The organism is Variovorax sp. V15 (assembly GCF_041154425.1).
Classification (GTDB): Bacteria; Pseudomonadota; Gammaproteobacteria; order Burkholderiales; family Burkholderiaceae_C; genus Variovorax; species Variovorax guangxiensis.
On record NZ_AP028659.1, the window covers coordinates 3,120,517 to 3,137,038 of the forward strand.

Sequence of the window (16,522 nt, forward strand, 5' to 3'; positions counted from 1 at the left end):
TGTCGCGCCGAGCGTCGGCCCCATGGCTGGGCTGGGCGGAGTTGCTTCGAGGATAGCATGCGTGCCCTTCGGGAAATCCCGCTGTCGGTGGCCGTGGAGACGCGCAGGCTCAGGCGCCGGCCGCCGCGAAGACGGCTCGCACGCGCGCCAGGTCTTCCGGCGTGTCGATGCCGGGCCCCGGCGCCACATGGCTCACATGCACCGCGATGCGATGTCCGTGCCACAGCGCGCGCAGCTGTTCGAGTGCCTCCGTCGACTCGACGGGCGCAGGGGGCAGCGAAGGAAATCGCCGTACGAAGCCGGCGCGGTAGCCGTAGATTCCGATGTGGCGCAGTGCCGCGGGGGTGGCAGGCAGCATTGCAGGCGCGGCGCCATTGGCGGAGCCGTCGCGCCACCAAGGGATCGGCGCGCGGCTGAAGTACATCGCGTTGTCCTGCGCATCGAGCACGACCTTCACGACATTGGGATTCATGAAGTCGCCGACCGAGTCGATCTCGTGGGCGGCGGTGCTCATCGCCGCCTCGGCGTGCGTGGCGAGCGTGGACGCCACGGCGTCGATCAGCGCGGGGTCGATCAGCGGCTCATCGCCCTGTACGTTGACGACGATGTCCTCACCATCCAGGCCCAGTTGCTCGCAGGCTTCGGCCAGCCGATCGGTGCCGCTGGGGTGATCCTGCCGCGTGAGCACAACCTCGACGCCATGCGCCTTGCAGGCTTCGACGATGGATGGATCGTCGCCGGCGACCACCACGCGTGCAGCGCCCGACTCGCTGGCGCGCTGCGCCACGCGCACCACCATGGGCACGCCGGCGATATCGGCCAGGGGTTTGTTGGGAAGCCGTGTCGACGCGAGCCGCGCCGGAACCAGAACGGTGAAGCTCACAGCCCGAGCTCTTCGTCGGAAAGCGTGCGTGCCTCGTTCTCGAGCAGCACCGGAATGCCGTCGCGCACCGGATACGCCAGGCGGGCGCTGCGCGAGCACAGCTCCTGCTTCTCGGGGTTCCAGGTCAGCGGCCCCTTGGTGACGGGGCAGACGAGCAGTTCAAGCAGCTTGGTATCCATCGAGCGATGATAGCTTTGCGTCGAGTGCGGCGAAGAATTCCGCGGACGGCACGAACTCCAGCGGCACGGCCAGCGCATCGGGCGCCTTGCGCCACAGCTTGACGGCGTCCTTTTCGGTGCAGACGAGGATCTGCTCCTTGCCGGACGGGCGTGGCCAGCTCTCGAAATCGAAGTGATCGGGCAGGGCGATGACGTCGGCGAGCGTCAGGCCGCGGGCGCGCAGCATTTCGAAGAAGGCTTCCGGCCGAGCGATCGCCGCCAGTGCGGTCAAGGGCTTGCCTGCGAGGGATGCCAACGACACGCGGTTTCCGTCGCTGCCCAGGGCATCGTTCGCGAGGGTCCGCGTGGCGGTATGGCCCCCCGCGAAGGCCGGCCGCGATCCGCTGTGCAGCACCAGATCGCAACGGCGCGGCCAGGCTTCGCGCAGCGGGCCGGCAGGCAACCGCCAGCCGTTTCCGATTCCCCGGTCGTCGAATACGCAGATCTCGATGTCGCGCCCCAAGGCCAGGTGCTGAAGCCCGTCGTCGCTGACGATGACCTGCGTGGCCGGATGCCGCTCGAGCAGCGCGCGGGCCGCATCGATGCGCTGGCGCGCCACGAACACCGGGACCCCGGTCGCATGGTGGATCAGTGCCGGCTCGTCGCCCACATCCTGCGGATCGCTGTCGCCGAGCACTTCGCGGCAGTCATCGGTACGGCGGCCATAGCCGCGCGACACCACACCGACCCGAATGCCCCGCGCCTGCAGGTGGCGCACGACGGCCATCACGACCGGCGTCTTGCCCGCGCCGCCAGCGATCACGTTGCCGACCACGATCACAGGTACGCGCACGCGCTCGGTCCGCAGCCATCCCATGCGATAGAACAAGCCGCGCACGGCGAACAGCGCGGCGTAGACGCGCGACAGCGGCCACAGCATGCAGGCCAGGAGGCCGCGGTGCAGCCAGGCCTCCTGCAGGCGCGAACCCGGGTTGCCGCTGTTGCTGCCGCCGTCCGAAGGCACTCAGTGCCCGGCTTGCGCCGTCGACTGGGCCGCGAAGGTGATCTGCATCAGGCCGGCGCGGCGCGCGGCTTCCATCACCGTCACCACGGCCTGGTGCGGGCTCGTCGCGTCGGCGCTGATGATCACCACGCTGTCCTTGCCCCCGGTGGCCGCGGCGGCGAGGGCGGCCGTCACGGTTTCCACGCTGCGGTCGGCCACGGCATTCTTGTTGACCGAATAGCGGCCGTCCGCCGACACCGCCACGATCACTTCCTTCGGATAGTCGCGCTGGGCGTCGACGTCAGCCGTGGGCAGCCGCAGCTGCATCTCGGTGAACTTGCTGTAGGTGGTCGACAGCATCAGGAAGATCAGGATCACCAGCAGCACGTCGATGAACGGGATCAGGTTGATCTCCGGCTCGTCGCGCGCGCCGTGGCGGAACTGCATGCGGGCGCGGCTCATTTGCGCAGTGCGTTGAGATGGCGGGCGAAGCGCTCGCCGGAGAGTTCGAGGTTCAGCAGGTACTCGTCGACCCGGCTGCGGAAATAGCGCCAGAAGATCAGTGTCGGGATGGCCACGATCAGGCCGAAGGCGGTGTTGTAGAGCGCGATCGAGATGCCGTGCGCCAGCTGCGCCGGGTTGCCCGAGCCCACCGCGCCGCTACCGGGCGATTGCGAGCCGAAGATCTCGATCATGCCGATCACGGTGCCGAGCAGGCCCAGCAGAGGGGCTGCCGAAGCGATGGTGGCCAGCGCGGGCAGGTAGCGCTCGAGCTTGTGGGCGACGGTGCGGCCCGAGGCTTCCATGGCGGCGCGCAGGTCGTCTTCGGTGCAGCGCGGATTGGCGTTCAGCGCGCGCAGGCCGGCGGCCAGGACCTGGCCGAGCATCGAGTTGCGTTCGAGTTTGGTCACGACATCCGGACCGGGAATGGCTCCGTGCGACGCTGTGATGGTTTCGTCGAGCAGCTTCGGCGGAAGTACCCTCACGGTCTTGAGACTCGTGAAACGTTCTATAACCAGCGCGAGCGCAATGATCGAACAAGCAAGCAAGGGCCAGATCGGCCAACCCGCGGCAACTATGATGGAAAACAAGAAAATCCTCCGGCCCGTAGACTGCAAATGCGCGGCGATTATCCACTGAGGTCACCATCGTCACGCGCCTTGTTTTTGTGTCAGCAAGGACGCACAGATTCTGTGGATAACTTTGTGATTAACCCGCTGCGCAACGCGTCCGGACCCGCATGGGACGGCCTTTTCGCTGGATCGACTGAATTTTGAGCAGCACTTTTTTCAATGAAATCAATGGGTTGCACGAGAAACCGTGCGCCTGTCTCGCCTCGGGGGGCCAGGGCCGGGGCCTTGCCGCGTGTTGTGGAAGAGTGGCATCTGGCCGAGCGTGCATTTTGTGAGCGTGCGTGAACAGAATTCCGCGCCGGGGCCGCGCGTCTGGGCCGTCGGCGCCTTGTGCCGGGCGGTGGCCGACGCGCTCGACGCGCGCTTCAATCCGGTGTCCGTGCGTGGCGAGATCTCCGGCTTTTCGCGCGCCTCAAGTGGACATTGTTACTTCGCGCTCAAGGACGAGTCGGGCCAGCTGCGCTGCGCGATGTTCCGCCGGGCCGCCGGCCTTCTCGATTTTTCGCCGCGCGATGGTGACCAGGTCGAGGTGCGCGGGCGCCTTGCCGTCTACGAGCCGCGCGGCGATCTGCAACTGGTGGTCGAAAGCCTGCGCCGGGCTGGGCAGGGGGCCCTGTTCGAGCAGTTCCTGCAGCGCAAGGCGCGCCTGGAAGCCGAAGGCCTCTTCGATCCTGCGCGCAAGCGGGCGCTGCCGACCATGCCGCGCTCGATCGGCATCGTCACTTCGCTCGGCGCCGCCGCATTGCACGACGTAGTCACCGCGCTGCGAAGGCGTGTTCCACACATTCCGGTCGTACTGGCCCCCGCGGCTGTGCAGGGAGTCAACGCACCGGGTGAGCTGGTGCGGGCGCTGCAGTCGCTGTATGAGCTCACGCCTGCCGTCGACGTGATTCTTCTGGTGCGCGGAGGCGGCTCCATCGAGGACCTCTGGGCCTTCAACGACGAGGCGCTGGCGCGCACCATCGTGCAGAGCCCGGTGCCGCTGGTCAGCGGCGTGGGGCACGAAACCGACTTCACCATCGCCGACTTCTGCGCCGACCTGCGCGCACCCACGCCGACTGCCGCAGCGGAGTTGGTGAGCGCGCCACGCGACGTGTGGCTGGGCGCGCTCGATCTGATCGAGGAGCGGCTGGGCGAGGCGCTGGGCGGACGCCTCGATGTGCTCGGGCAACGTCTGGACCAGGCTGCGGGGCGCCTTGGCCGGCCTTCGGGCCTCGTGAATCGGCAACAACTGCGCCTGGCACACCATGCGCAGCGTCTTCGCTACATGGTGCTGGCCAGAAGGGAGCGCCTCACGCAGGCGCCGCGCCTGATCGCCGCCGACTTTCCGCAGAAGCTGGGCCGCGCGGTTGTGCAGCGGCGAGATCGGCTGGAACGTGTGGCTCTTCGTATGCGGCTGCTCGATCCGGCACTGGTCTTGCAGCGCGGCTATGCATGGCTGACCGATACAGACGGTCATGCGATCGTCAGCGCAAAGCAACTTGCGCCTGGCGATGCAGTGAAGGCGCGATTGGCCGACGGTGAAGTCGACCTGACCGTCGCACCGGGCGGCGCGACGGGAACGCGTCCGACGTCGCCCCAATAATTACTTCCTAGAATCCTTCATTCCCACAACCAACCCACGAGAAAAAACCATGGAACATGTGCTCCCACCCCTGCCGTACGCACTCGACGCACTGGCACCCGAGTATTCGAAGGAAACCCTCGAGTACCACTACGGCAAGCACCACAACGCCTACGTGGTGAACCTCAACAACCTGCAGAAGGGCACCGAGTTCGAGTCGATGACGCTCGAAGAGATCGTCAAGAAGTCCAGCGGCGGCATCTACAACAACGCCGCCCAGATCTGGAACCACACCTTCTTCTGGAACTGCATGAAGCCGCAAGGCGGCGGTGCTCCCACCGGTGCGCTGGCCAAGGCCATCGACGCCAAGTGGGGCAGCTACGACGCCTTCAAGGAAGCCTTCGTGAAGTCGGCCGTGGGCAACTTCGGTTCGGGCTGGACCTGGCTGGTGAAGAAGGCCGACGGCTCGGTGGACATCGTGAACACGGGCGCAGCCGGCACGCCGCTGACCACCGCCGACACCGCGCTGCTGACGGTGGACGTCTGGGAACACGCCTACTACATCGATTACCGCAATCTGCGCCCGAAGTTCGTCGAGACCTTCCTGGCCAAGCTGGTCAACTGGGACTTCGCAGCGAAGAACTTCGGCTGATCCCGCGTTCTGCCGAAAACGAAAAAGCCGACCATGGGTCGGCTCTTTTTTTGGCTTTTTGCTGGCTATGGACGGCAGGTGCTCATCGTTTGCCGGCCGCGAAAAGCTCGCCGCCGAGCTTCGCGCCCTTCTTGATGTTCTTCTTGGCGAACCACCCCTGGTTCATCTCGAGCACGTAGCGCACCGGTTCTTGGGAGCAATGCGTGTTCTCGGTCATGGGCTGCATGTCCGCGAGGTTGACGATGCGGCCGTCGTCGGCAACGAAGGCGGCGGTCAGCGGCAGGATCGTGTTGCGCATCCAGAAGCACTGCGTGGCGGGTTGCTCGAACACGAAGATCATGCCCTCGGCCTGTGGCATTTCCTTACGGAACATCAGGCCGATTTCACGTTGCAGAGGGGTTTGCGCGACCTGCGCGTCGATCTTGTACAGCCCGATCGACAGCTGCGTGCGCGACAGATCGGTCTGGGGTTGCTGCTGGGCATGCGCCGGCATCATGAACGACGCGGATGCAAGGAGCAGGGGGAGCAGGGCGGCGAGGCGCTTGAGCATCGGACGACTCTTTCAGGGCGGGGCCAGGGCCCGGCCTGGATTTAAAAATACCAATAAAAATGCCCGCTGATGCGGGCATTGCCGGTGAGCGTGGAAGCTTACACCTTCTTGGCAGCGGCCGTGTGGGCCTTGGCCACGTGGCGAACCTTGTGCTTCTTGGCGGCTGCGTGCTTCTTGGCCGAAGCGTGCTTGGCAGCCTTGGCGGCGGGAGCGGGAGCAGCCGGAGCGGGTTCGGCTTGTTGAGCGAAAGCGCCGACTGCGAAGAGACCGGCGACCAGGGCTGCGAGCAGCTTGTTCATGAACATATCCTTTGAAATTCGTTGATCTGGATTGCCCTCCCTGCGGAAGGTAGACATTCAACGGAGGCCACTGCACCCGGTTGACAGCAACGAGGGAGCCTCGGGCGAAAAAAAGCGCTCCGAAGAGCGCTTCTTTTGCGGAGCAGGCCGAATTACTTCGGGGTGCCGCCTTGGGTCGACTTGCGCTTGACGCTGCCGTCCTTGTTGCGACGACGCTGGTCGCGGGTTTCGGCACGCTTCTCGCCAGAGGCAGCAGCCTTGTCGGCACCGATGGCGCCGCCTTCGGGGGTCTTGGCTTCGTCGCCAGCCGGGGCCTTGACCTGGCCAGCGGGCTTGGCAGCCTTCTTGGCTTCGGCGCGTTGCTGCGACTTGCTGTTGGTGGCGTTGCCTTGCTCGGGCGTCGTACCGGCCGGGTTCTGGGCGTAGGCGCCAGCGGCGAACAGGCCGGCGATCATGACTGCGAGAATTTTGCTCATTGATGATTCCTCTATCGAGAATTGGTTGGAAACGCCTCCCGGCGAGCAGAAGGTCAGCCACTAACGACGCCGTCGGGCCGCCGGTTGACAAACGCTTGCTGATGGGTTGCGTCTAAAATGTACAGCGATTTGTTCGCCGGCTGTACAGCTGAATACGCGCCGTGTCTGAATTCGCTGACAGTCGTCAAAAGTACGTCAATCCCGGAGCCGTCCCCTCTCATGACCAGTTATCAGCACATCAAAGTCCCGACCGAAGGCCAGAAGATCACGGTCAACGCCGACAACTCCCTCAATGTGCCTGACCAACCGATCATCCCCTTCATCGAGGGCGACGGTACCGGACTGGATATCACCCCGGTGATGCTGAAAGTGGTGGACGCCGCCGTGGCCAAGGCCTACGGCGGCAAGAAGAAGATCCACTGGATGGAGGTCTACGCCGGCGAGAAGTCGACCAAGGTCTACGGCCCCGACGTCTGGCTTCCCGAGGAAACGCTGCACGCCGTGCGCGACTACGTTGTTTCCATCAAGGGCCCGCTGACCACGCCGGTCGGCGGCGGCATCCGCTCCCTGAACGTCGCGCTGCGGCAGGAGCTCGACCTCTACGTCTGCCTGCGCCCCATCCAGTACTTCGAGGGCGTTCCCAGCCCGGTGCGCGAGCCGCACAAGACCAACATGGTGATCTTCCGCGAGAACTCGGAAGACATCTACGCCGGCATCGAGTTCGAGGCCGAAAGCGAGAAGGCGAAGAAGCTCATCAAGTTCCTGCAGGACGAGATGGGCGTCAAGAAGATCCGCTTCCCGAACACCTCTGGCATCGGCGTCAAGCCCGTATCGCGGGAAGGCACCGAGCGCCTCGTGCGCAAGGCGCTGCAGTACGCAATCGACAACGACAAGCCCAGCGTCACCCTGGTTCACAAGGGCAACATCATGAAGTTCACCGAAGGTGGCTTCCGTGACTGGGGCTACGGCCTCGCGGCCAAGGAGTTCGGTGCCGAACTGATCGACGGCGGTCCGTGGATGAAATTCAAGAACCCGAAGACGGGCAAGGAGATCACCGTCAAGGACAGCATCGCCGATGCATTCCTGCAGCAGATCCTGCTGCGTCCCGCCGAATACAGCGTGATCGCCACGCTCAACCTCAACGGCGACTACGTTTCCGACGCCCTGGCCGCGCAGGTCGGCGGCATCGGCATCGCCCCGGGCGCGAACCTGAGCGACACCGTCGCCATGTTCGAGGCCACCCACGGCACGGCCCCCAAGTACGCTGGCAAGGACTATGTGAACCCCGGCTCAGAGATCCTCTCGGCCGAGATGATGCTGCGTCACATGGGCTGGAAGGAAGCCGCCGACCTGATCATCAGTTCGATGGAAAAATCCATCGCCAGCAAGAAGGTCACCTACGACTTCGCCCGCCTGATGGACGGCGCCACGCAGGTGAGCTGCTCGGGCTTCGGCCAGGTGATGATCGACAACATGTAATTGCTGCGCTTCGACGTCCATGGCGGCGTTGCGGTAAACGAGGAGCCCTTGAACTTTCCGGAAGGAATTCAAGGGCTTTTTGCTGCTTCTTCAGTCAATTGCTGCGGACTTTTTTGCCTAAAACTCCTGCCTGGGGCACCGTTGCGGAAATACTGTCGCAACGGCCGCAAACCCCTTGAATTGTCGGATACGCGCCACCACGTTTTTTTCGCTCGGCACGGCGCTGGCACGCTCTATAGAATGATTTTCATGGCAACGAGAATTCCAAAAACTCCCAGCGCTCCACCGGCCCAGAAACCGGCTGGGGACGACGGGGATTCGGTCGTCCTGGAGCGCCGGCCGCAGAAAACCGCGCCGCCCCAGATGTACCAGGTGGTGATGCTGAACGACGACTACACGCCCATGGAGTTCGTGATCGTCGTGCTCCAGGAATATTTCAGCAAGGATCGCGAAACCGCGACCCAGATCATGCTCAAGATCCACCTCGATGGCCGGGGCGTCTGTGGGGTCTATTCCCGCGACATGGCGGCCACCAAGGTCAACCAGGTAATGGAAGCCGCCCAGCAGGCGGGGCATCCACTCCAGTGCGTCAGTGAACCTGTTGCATGAACCAGTTGAATTGCGCAAGCTCCAACCCATCTGAGAACTTATTTACAGCAAGGCAAAAGGAAATCACATGATTGCCCAGGAACTGGAAGTCAGCTTGCACATGGCCTTCGTAGAGGCCCGGCAGCAACGCCACGAGTTCATCACCGTGGAACATCTGCTGCTCGCTTTGCTGGACAACCCGAGCGCCGCGGAAGTTCTGCGCGCCTGCTCGGCCAACGTCGACGACCTGCGGGCGTCGCTCACCAACTTCATCAAGGACAACACGCCCCAGGTGGCGGGTACCGACGATGTCGACACCCAGCCCACCCTGGGTTTCCAGCGCGTGATCCAGCGCGCCATCATGCATGTGCAGTCCACCGGCAACGGCAAGAAGGAAGTCACCGGCGCCAACGTGCTGGTCGCGATCTTCGGCGAGAAGGACTCGCACGCCGTGTACTACCTGCACCAGCAGGGCGTCACCCGGCTCGACGTGGTCAACTTCATCGCCCACGGCATCAAGAAGAGCGATCCGCCCGAAGCCGTCAAGGGCAGCGGCGAAGCTCCCTCGGGCGAAGGTGAAGAGGGCGGCGGCGAGCGCAACGAGAAGGCTTCGCCGCTCGAGCAGTTCACCCAGAACCTCAACCAGATGGCCAAGGACGGCAAGATCGACCCGCTGATCGGCCGCGAGTACGAGGTCGAGCGCGTCATCCAGATCCTGTGCCGCCGGCGCAAGAACAACCCGCTGCTGGTGGGCGAAGCCGGCGTGGGCAAGACCGCCATCGCCGAGGGCCTCGCATGGCGCATCACGCAGGGCGACGTGCCGGAGATCCTGGCCGAGTCCAACGTGTTCTCGCTCGACATGGGCGCGCTGCTGGCCGGCACCAAGTACCGCGGCGATTTCGAGCAGCGCCTGAAGGGCGTGCTCAAGTCGCTCAAGGACAAGCCGAACGCCATCCTCTTCATCGACGAGATCCACACCCTGATCGGTGCGGGCGCAGCCTCGGGCGGCACGCTCGACGCGTCGAACCTGCTCAAGCCGGCGCTTTCCAGCGGCCAGCTCAAGTGCATCGGCGCGACCACCTTCACCGAATACCGCGGCATCTTCGAGAAGGACGCGGCCCTGTCGCGCCGTTTCCAGAAGGTCGACGTGGTTGAGCCGTCGGTGCAGGAAACCGTCGACATCCTGAAGGGCCTGAAGTCGCGCTTCGAGGAGCACCATGGCGTGAAGTACGCCGTGGCGGCCCTGCAGGCCGCGGCCGAGCTCAGCGCCAAGTACATCAATGACCGTCACCTGCCCGACAAGGCGATCGACGTCATCGACGAAGCCGGCGCCGCCCAGCGCATCCTGCCGCCGAGCAAGCGCAAGAAGACCATCAGCAAGACCGAGGTCGAGGAAATCGTCGCGAAGATCGCGCGCATTCCCCCGGCCAACGTCAGCAACGACGACCGCAGCAAGCTGCAGACCATCGAGCGCGACCTCAAGAGCGTGGTGTTCGGCCAGGACAAGGCGCTCGAAGTGCTCGCCTCGGCGGTCAAGATGGCGCGCTCTGGCCTGGGCAAGGGCGACAAGCCGATCGGCTCGTTCCTGTTCTCCGGCCCCACCGGTGTGGGCAAGACCGAAGCCGCGAAGCAGCTTGCCTACATCATGGGCATCGAGCTGATCCGCTTCGACATGTCGGAATACATGGAGCGCCATGCGGTGAGCCGCCTGATCGGCGCGCCTCCTGGCTACGTCGGTTTCGACCAGGGCGGGCTGCTGACCGAGGCCATTACGAAGAAGCCGCACGCGGTGCTGCTGCTCGACGAGATCGAAAAGGCGCACCCGGACATCTTCAACGTGCTGCTGCAGGTCATGGACCATGGCACGCTGACCGACAACAACGGGCGCAAGGCCGACTTCCGCAACGTCATCATCATCATGACGACGAACGCGGGTGCCGAGACCATGAACAAGGCGACCATCGGCTTCACTAACCCGAGGCAGGCCGGCGACGAAATGGGCGACATCAAGCGCCTGTTCTCGCCCGAGTTCCGTAACCGGCTGGACGCCATCGTCAACTTCAAGGCGCTCGACGAACAGGTCATCCTGCGCGTGGTCGACAAGTTCCTGCTGCAGCTGGAAACCCAGCTCGGCGAGAAGAAGGTGGAAGTCACCTTCAGCGACAAGCTGCGCAAGCACCTGGCGAAGAAGGGCTTCGATCCGCTGATGGGCGCACGCCCGATGCAGCGCCTGATCCAGGACACGATCCGCCGTGCGCTGGCCGACGAGCTGCTGTTCGGACGCCTGACCGACGGTGGCCGCCTCGAAGTCGACCTCGACGACAAGGACGAAGTGCTTCTGGACATCCAGCCCCTTCCGAAGAAGGAAGGCAAGCAGAAACCCGAAGCAGAGGAAGCAGCGGCAGGCTGAATGAGCCCGCAGCGGTTTCTGCAATGAAGTCAAAGGCCGGTAGCATCGCTACCGGCCTTTTTCTTTGCGGCCACGCGTATCGAACCGCGCACCAGCACCAACCGTTTTTCCGCCTTGATCCTCCCCGAACTCAGCCACGAATGGAAAACCGGCCTCTCCCTGGCATGGAGCGGCTACATCGCGGTGTTGTCGGTCTGGATCGTGATGCAGAAGCGCGCGCCGGTCTCGACGATGAGCTGGATCCTCTCGCTGGCGCTGCTGCCGTTCGCGGGCTTCGTCGTCTACTACTTCCTCGGGCCGCAGCGGCTGAAGAAGCAACGCCTGAAGCGCCTGCGCAGCCGCGCCAGTGCCTTCGCCCAGGCCGACGTGGCGCGGCTGCGCGACGCGGCGCGCGACGCTCCTCCAGCGCTGCAACAGATGGCCAAGCTGGGCACCGCGACCTGCGGCCTGCCAGTGTCCAGCGCGCTCGATGTCGAACTGCTCTCCGGCGGCGCGCGCACCTTCGACGCGATCTTCGACGCCGTGCGCGCCGCGCGGAACCACATCCACCTCGAGTACTACATCTTCGAGCCCGACCGCATCGGCACCGCGCTGCGCGACCTTCTGATCGAACGCGCGAAGGAGGGCGTGGCAGTGCGCCTGCTGATCGACGCGCTGGGCTCCAAGCGCATAGGCCGCAAGTTCATGGCGCCGATGCTCGACGCGGGCGTCAAGGTGGCGCTGTTCCACGACACCAAGATCGGACGCCGCCTGCGCCCTGTGACCAACTACCGCACCCACCGCAAGATCGTGGTGTGCGACGGCCGCGTAGGCTTCACCGGCGGCGTGAACATCACCGACGAGGAAGACAAGCGCACCAACCCCGACGCGTATCACGACGTGCACCTGCGCGTCGAAGGCAGCGCGGTGCGCTGGCTGCAGACCACCTTCCTCGAAGACTGGACCTACGCCACAGGCGAAGATCCGCGCGGCATGGACGACGCGCTGAACGCCATGCTGCCGCAGCTCGAGGCCGGCGACATCCCGGTGCAGATCGTCACCAGCGGCCCCGACAGCCCGATGGAAGCCATCCACCGCATGCACGTCGAGGCCATCCATTCGGCCACGCACCGCGCCTGGCTCACCACGCCGTACTTCGTGCCCGGCGAGCCGGCGCTGATGGCGCTCACGAGCGCCGCGCTGCGCGGTGTCGACGTGCGCCTGCTGGTGCCGCGCCGAAGCGACTCGGCCGTCGTGAGCGCCGCCGCGCGTTCGTACTTCGACGAGCTGATCGCCGCCGGCGTGAAGGTCTGGGAATACAAGGCGCGCATGCTCCATTCCAAGACCCTGGTGGTGGACGACCATTGCGCGATGATCGGCACCGCCAATTTCGACAACCGCAGCTTCCGCCTCAACTTCGAGGTCTGCGCGGTGGTCTACGGCCCCGAGCTGACCCGCCCGCTGGCGGCGCAGTTCGAGACCGACCTGCACAGCTCCGGCGCGGTGCGCGCCAACCGGCGCCAGGGTTTCTGGCGCCGCCTCGGCGACGCCATCGCGCGCCTGTTTTCACCCTTGCTCTGAATGAACCACACCTTTCTCTGGCACGACTACGAAACCTTCGGCGCGGTGCCGCGCCGCGACCGTCCCTCGCAGTTCGCGGCCATCCGCACGGACGCCGAGCTCAACGAAGTCGGCGAGCCGCTGATGATTTACTGCAAGCCCGCGCCGGACTACTTGCCCAGCCCCGAGGCCTGCCTCATCACCGGCATCACGCCGCAGCTGTGCCTGGAGCGCGGCATTCCCGAGCATGAGTTCGCCGCCCGTATCGAGAAGGCGTTCTCGCAGCCCGGCACCATCGGCGTGGGCTACAACACCATCCGCTTCGACGACGAAGTCACGCGCTTCCTGTTCTGGCGCAACCTGATCGACCCGTACGCGCGCGAATGGCAGAACGAATGCGGCCGATGGGACCTGCTGGACGTGGTGCGCCTCACTTATGCGCTGCGCCCAGAGGGCATCGAGTGGCCGAAGAAGGAAGACGGCAAGCCCAGCTTCAAGCTCGAAGACCTGGCGCGCGCCAACGGCCTGCTGCACGAATCGGCGCACGATGCGCTGTCGGACGTGCGCGCCACCATCGCGCTGGCGCGCCTCATCCGCAGCAAGCAGCCCAAGCTGTTCGACTTCGCCTTCGGCCTGCACAGGAAGGACCGCGTCGCCACCGAGCTGGGCCTGCCCGCGACGCGCGAGACCGCCAAGCCCTTCCTGCACGTCTCGGGCATGTTCCCGGTCGAGCGCGGCTGCCTTGCAGTGATGTGGCCGCTGGCCAGCCACCCCACCAACAAGAACGAACTGCTGGCCTGGGACCTGGCCCACGACCCCAGCGAGCTGCGCGACATCGACGTCGAGACGCTGCGGCTGCGCCTCTTCACCCGCACGGTCGACCTGCCCGAGGGCGTGGTGCGCCTGCCGATCAAGGGCGTGCACCTCAACAAGTCGCCGATGGTGGTCGGCAACCTGCGCACGCTCGCGGCGCCCATGGCCGAGCGCTGGGGCGTCGATCTCGAAGCGGCGATGCGCCACGCGGCCATTGCGCGCGACCTGCCCGACATGAGCGCGATCTGGTCGCAGGTCTACGCCCGGCCCAGGGAGGCCACGCCCGATGTCGACGAAGACCTGTACGGCGGCTTCGTCGGCAACGCCGACCGGCGGCGCCTGAACCAGCTGCGCGGCTTGTCGCCCGAGGAGCTGGCCAAGGATCGCACGGGCTTCGACGATGGCCGTCTGGAAGAAATCCTCTTCCGCTATCGCGCGCGCAACTGGCCGCAGCTGCTGAACGAGGACGAGACCGAGCGCTGGGAATCACTGCGTGTCGCGAAGCTCTTCAAGGGCGAGGGCGGGGCGCGCACAATCGAGATGCTGTTCAGCGAAGTCGACGCGCTCTCCGAGAACGCCGACGAGCGTGGAGAAGAGATCCTCGGCGCGCTTTACGAATACGCCGAGGCCATCGCGCCCGAGGCCTGAGCAACGCAACCGAGCGCCCAGCCCATGAGCCTGCCGATCAACGCCGAACTGTCGAAGGGGCTCGAAAGCTACGGGCTCTTCCTGTCCGACGGCTGCCTTCTGCCGACGCCGTTCCGCTTCGAGACTCCGGTGCGCATCTGGCACTCGGCCCAGCTGCATGCGAGTTGCTCCGTGGGTGCGTATACGAGCATCTCGCCCGGCGCGCTGCTCGTCGACGTGCGCATGGGGCGCTATTGCTCCATCGGCGACGGCGTGCAGACCCTGTCGGACCATCCGGCCGACTGGTTCACCACGCACATGCTGGCCTATGCGCCGAATTTTCCGGAGCCGTACCGGCATCAGTCCGTCGGGCAGTTTCCGTCGCACTCGCCGGTGACCATCGGCAACGACGTGTGGATCGGCTCGCGCGTCAGCCTCAAGAGCGGCATCACCATCGGCGACGGCGCGGTGATCGGCGCGGGCGCGGTGGTGACGCGCGACGTGGCGCCCTTCACCGTGGTGGGCGGCGTGCCCGCCAAGGTGATCCGCCAGCGCTTTCCCGACACACTGGTCGAGCGCATCCGCGCCTGCCCCTGGTGGAATTGGGACCTGCGCACTCTGGCGCTGGACTGGCAGCACCCCGAAGCCGCCCAGTCGATGCTGGAGGAGGCCGTTGCCGAAAACCGCCTTTCGCGCTGGAATCCCGGCTGGCGGCTGCTCGACCGCGGCCAGCCGCCCGCCGAGGGCCAGCCCGCGCCGCTGGTCTTTCTGCCGGGCTGAACAACGACGATGCAAGGAGGTGCGCGCATGACAACCAGAAGAGCGACCCTGTCTGCTGCCCGTGTCGCGCTTGCGGCCGCCGGGGCCACCCTGGCGCTGGCCGGCTGCGGCACCTTGCCGCCCCCGGGGGCCGGCGGCGCAAGGGCCTGCGGGAGCGGCTTCGAGACCTTCGAGCGCGACACCCTGTTTTTCGGCCGTGCCATTCCCTCGGGCGGCCAGGTGTCGGACGCCGAGTGGACCGCCTTCCTCGACGGCACCGTGACACCCGCGTTCCCGCAGGGCCTGACGGTGATCGATGCGGCGGGCCAGTGGCGCGGCGTGTCGGGCGAGGTGGTGCGCGAGCGCTCCAAGCTGCTCGTGCTGCTGCATGCGCGCAGCGAGAAGGACGACGCCGCCATCGCCGCCATCATCGGCGCGTACCGCCAGAGGTTCGCGCAGGAAGCCGTGCTGCAGGAGAGGCAGGCCGTCTGTGTCCGCTTCTGAGGCATTGCCGCGCGATCGCAACGTCGTCCGCCGCCTGAGCGCGGCCGACGCCGAGGCCTATCGCGCCGTGATGCTCGACGCCTACGCCAGGCACCCCAGCGCCTTCACCTCCACGGTGGAGGAGCGTGCCGCCTTGCCGCTGAGCTGGTGGATGGAGCGCCTCGGGGCCGCAGATGGTGCGAGCGGCGACAGCGTGGTCTACGGCGCATTCGACGACAGCGGCGCGCTGGTCGGCGCGGCTGGCCTGAGCTTCGAGACGCGCGAGCGAGCCAGCCACAAGGCCACGCTGTTCGGCATGTCGGTGAAGGCCTCTGCGCGACGTGTGGGCTTCGGCCGCCGGCTGGTGCTGGCCTTGCTCGACCACGCGCGGGCGCGCGCCGGCCTGCGGGTGGTGCAACTCACGGTCACCGAGGGCAACGAAGCCGCGCAGAAACTCTACGAGGACTGCGGCTTCCGCAGCTTCGGCGTCGAGCCGATGGCCATTGCGCTCGGTGGTGCCTTGCTTGGAAAGGTGCACATGTGGTGCGACCTCGGCGAGGGCCGGGCCTGACCCTTGGAGCTTGTCAGGCCGATGGCGCGGGTTCCGCGTCCGCCGCAGGCAGCCCGCTCAGGTTCTCGGACCACGCCAGCGCCGAGCGGCACCATATCCGGCGGCGCGGGGCCAGCAGTGCGCGCTGCGCCAGCGGGCCGATGCGAAGCGTGTAGCTGGGAGGCGTGTCGCTGTCGGCGCTGGCCCAGACCGGCGTACCGCAGTTCTCGCAGAAGCTCTGCCGGCGCAGCACGCCGCTGTCGGCCGTCTTCACGTAGCCGCGGGGCTTGCCGCTCAGCAGCCTGAAGCCGGCGGCGGGCACCGTCACCGACACGCGATACGCCGTGCCCGAGAGCACCTGGCAGTCGGTGCAGTTGCACAGCCCGACCTTCTCGGGATCGACCTCGGCTTCGTAGCTGATCCGGCCGCAATGGCAGGCGCCCTGTACTTTCATCATGCGAACTGGCTCCTTCGAGGGAAAGACCGCCATCCTAGGAACGCAGGCTGCCGTACGCAATGCCGGCTGCCGCCAATCCCCGGCGCGAGCGGCCCACGG

General features: G+C 65.9%; 19 protein-coding genes. 10 read left to right on the forward strand and 9 right to left on the reverse strand.

What is annotated here, in order from left to right; genetic code table 11:
• Nucleotides 1-109: 109 nt before the first annotated feature.
• The 5 genes from kdsB to ACAM57_RS14825 all read right to left on the reverse strand — a co-directional run bounded on the left by kdsB (nt 110) and on the right by ACAM57_RS14825 (nt 3,135).
• The gene (gene kdsB, locus ACAM57_RS14805) at nt 110-883 is read right to left on the reverse strand and encodes a 3-deoxy-manno-octulosonate cytidylyltransferase (protein WP_369662185.1); all 774 of its coding nucleotides are present in this window, start codon (nt 881-883) and stop codon (nt 110-112) included.
• Nucleotides 880-1,062, reverse strand: a complete 183-nt coding sequence (locus ACAM57_RS14810; RefSeq protein WP_007836935.1) for a Trm112 family protein — start codon at nt 1,060-1,062, stop codon at nt 880-882. The genes kdsB and ACAM57_RS14810 overlap by 4 nt, the downstream gene beginning before the upstream one ends.
• Nucleotides 1,043-1,981, reverse strand: coding sequence for a tetraacyldisaccharide 4'-kinase (gene lpxK, locus ACAM57_RS14815; protein WP_369662439.1), 939 nt, complete (start codon nt 1,979-1,981; stop codon nt 1,043-1,045). Before lpxK ends, ACAM57_RS14810 begins: the two co-directional genes overlap by 20 nt.
• A gap of 84 nt (nt 1,982-2,065) precedes the next feature.
• Nucleotides 2,066-2,506, reverse strand: coding sequence for a biopolymer transporter ExbD (locus ACAM57_RS14820; protein ID WP_125951535.1), 441 nt, complete (start codon nt 2,504-2,506; stop codon nt 2,066-2,068).
• Nucleotides 2,503-3,135, reverse strand: a complete 633-nt coding sequence (locus ACAM57_RS14825) for a MotA/TolQ/ExbB proton channel family protein (protein ID WP_126024055.1) — start codon at nt 3,133-3,135, stop codon at nt 2,503-2,505. The genes ACAM57_RS14820 and ACAM57_RS14825 overlap by 4 nt, the downstream gene beginning before the upstream one ends.
• A gap of 313 nt (nt 3,136-3,448) precedes the next feature.
• Here ACAM57_RS14825 and xseA point away from each other — a divergent pair, with 313 nt between their 5' ends.
• Both xseA and ACAM57_RS14835 read left to right on the forward strand, forming a co-directional pair.
• The gene (gene xseA, locus ACAM57_RS14830) at nt 3,449-4,762 is read left to right on the forward strand and encodes an exodeoxyribonuclease VII large subunit (RefSeq protein ID WP_369662440.1); all 1,314 of its coding nucleotides are present in this window, start codon (nt 3,449-3,451) and stop codon (nt 4,760-4,762) included.
• A gap of 49 nt (nt 4,763-4,811) precedes the next feature.
• Complete coding sequence (locus ACAM57_RS14835) at nt 4,812-5,393, forward strand: superoxide dismutase (protein ID WP_369662186.1); 582 nt, start codon at nt 4,812-4,814, stop codon at nt 5,391-5,393.
• 82 nt (nt 5,394-5,475) lie between these two features.
• On the opposite strand, the gene ACAM57_RS14840 is transcribed toward ACAM57_RS14835, so the two are convergent.
• From ACAM57_RS14840 to ACAM57_RS14850, 3 genes are all read right to left on the reverse strand, one after another.
• Entirely contained in the window at nt 5,476-5,943 is a 468-nt protein-coding gene (locus ACAM57_RS14840; protein WP_184637610.1) for a DUF192 domain-containing protein, read from the reverse strand.
• Nucleotides 5,944-6,041: 98 nt separating this feature from the next.
• Entirely contained in the window at nt 6,042-6,242 is a 201-nt protein-coding gene (locus ACAM57_RS14845) for a hypothetical protein (RefSeq protein ID WP_184637613.1), read from the reverse strand.
• A 152-nt stretch (nt 6,243-6,394) separates the two neighbouring features.
• Complete coding sequence (locus tag ACAM57_RS14850; protein ID WP_126020304.1) at nt 6,395-6,718, reverse strand: cell envelope biogenesis protein TolA; 324 nt, start codon at nt 6,716-6,718, stop codon at nt 6,395-6,397.
• Nucleotides 6,719-6,937: 219 nt separating this feature from the next.
• Here ACAM57_RS14850 and icd point away from each other — a divergent pair, with 219 nt between their 5' ends.
• The 8 genes from icd (at nt 6,938) to ACAM57_RS14890 (ending at nt 15,987) form a co-directional block, all read left to right on the forward strand.
• Nucleotides 6,938-8,197, forward strand: coding sequence for an NADP-dependent isocitrate dehydrogenase (gene icd, locus ACAM57_RS14855; RefSeq protein ID WP_126020302.1), 1,260 nt, complete (start codon nt 6,938-6,940; stop codon nt 8,195-8,197).
• Between the two features lie 249 nt (nt 8,198-8,446).
• Nucleotides 8,447-8,806, forward strand: coding sequence for an ATP-dependent Clp protease adapter ClpS (gene clpS, locus ACAM57_RS14860; protein WP_126020469.1), 360 nt, complete (start codon nt 8,447-8,449; stop codon nt 8,804-8,806).
• 67 nt (nt 8,807-8,873) lie between these two features.
• Nucleotides 8,874-11,195, forward strand: a complete 2,322-nt coding sequence (gene clpA / locus ACAM57_RS14865) for an ATP-dependent Clp protease ATP-binding subunit ClpA (protein WP_126020299.1) — start codon at nt 8,874-8,876, stop codon at nt 11,193-11,195.
• Nucleotides 11,196-11,309: 114 nt separating this feature from the next.
• Entirely contained in the window at nt 11,310-12,755 is a 1,446-nt protein-coding gene (gene cls, locus ACAM57_RS14870) for a cardiolipin synthase (RefSeq protein WP_369662187.1), read from the forward strand.
• Nucleotides 12,756-14,195 carry an exodeoxyribonuclease I gene (gene sbcB, locus ACAM57_RS14875; RefSeq protein ID WP_369662188.1) on the forward strand — a complete coding sequence of 480 codons (1,440 nt, stop codon included), beginning with the start codon at nt 12,756-12,758 and terminating at the stop codon, nt 14,193-14,195.
• 24 nt (nt 14,196-14,219) lie between these two features.
• Entirely contained in the window at nt 14,220-14,954 is a 735-nt protein-coding gene (locus ACAM57_RS14880) for a CatB-related O-acetyltransferase (protein ID WP_184637614.1), read from the forward strand.
• 27 nt (nt 14,955-14,981) lie between these two features.
• A complete protein-coding gene (locus ACAM57_RS14885; RefSeq protein ID WP_369662189.1) occupies nt 14,982-15,437 on the forward strand; it encodes a DUF3574 domain-containing protein in 456 nt (151 codons plus the stop codon).
• Nucleotides 15,424-15,987, forward strand: coding sequence for a GNAT family N-acetyltransferase (locus tag ACAM57_RS14890; protein ID WP_369662190.1), 564 nt, complete (start codon nt 15,424-15,426; stop codon nt 15,985-15,987). The genes ACAM57_RS14885 and ACAM57_RS14890 overlap by 14 nt, the downstream gene beginning before the upstream one ends.
• Nucleotides 15,988-16,000: 13 nt before the next feature.
• Here ACAM57_RS14890 and ACAM57_RS14895 read toward each other — a convergent pair whose 3' ends face one another.
• Nucleotides 16,001-16,423: a GFA family protein gene (locus tag ACAM57_RS14895; protein ID WP_240650509.1), complete on the reverse strand. Its 423-nt coding sequence runs from the start codon at nt 16,421-16,423 to the stop codon at nt 16,001-16,003.
• Nucleotides 16,424-16,522 lie beyond the last annotated feature (99 nt).